The following is a 240-nucleotide window of genomic DNA, read 5'->3' as shown; positions in this document are numbered from 1 at the left end:
CCTGGCGGCGACGGACCTTCAGGCGGCGACCCTGTTGCGTGAGGCGGACGGACTGGACGCCCTGCTGGACGCCGCGCCGCGCGTGGTCGCGTCCCACGCTCTGCGCGAACGGGTGATCGCGGCGGCGGCCGGCGCGGGCCTGGGGCGTCGTCGACGCGAAGGGATCGGCGTCATGGCCTGGCTGTCGGGCGCCGGCTGGGCGGCGGCGGCCTGTGCGGGCGCCGTCTTCGGCGTGGTCCT

At 77.9% G+C, this 240-nt stretch carries 1 pseudogene; it reads left to right on the top strand.

Features of this window, described 5'->3' with window-relative positions:
• A pseudogene (locus tag RT567_RS14140) lies at positions 1–240 on the top strand (hypothetical protein); the annotation flags it as partial.

The organism is Brevundimonas sp. (assembly GCF_032107865.1).
In the GTDB taxonomy this organism is placed as follows: domain Bacteria; phylum Pseudomonadota; class Alphaproteobacteria; order Caulobacterales; family Caulobacteraceae; genus Brevundimonas.
Note: the sequence above shows the minus strand (reverse complement) of the source record. Positions and strands in the feature narration are given on the sequence as shown.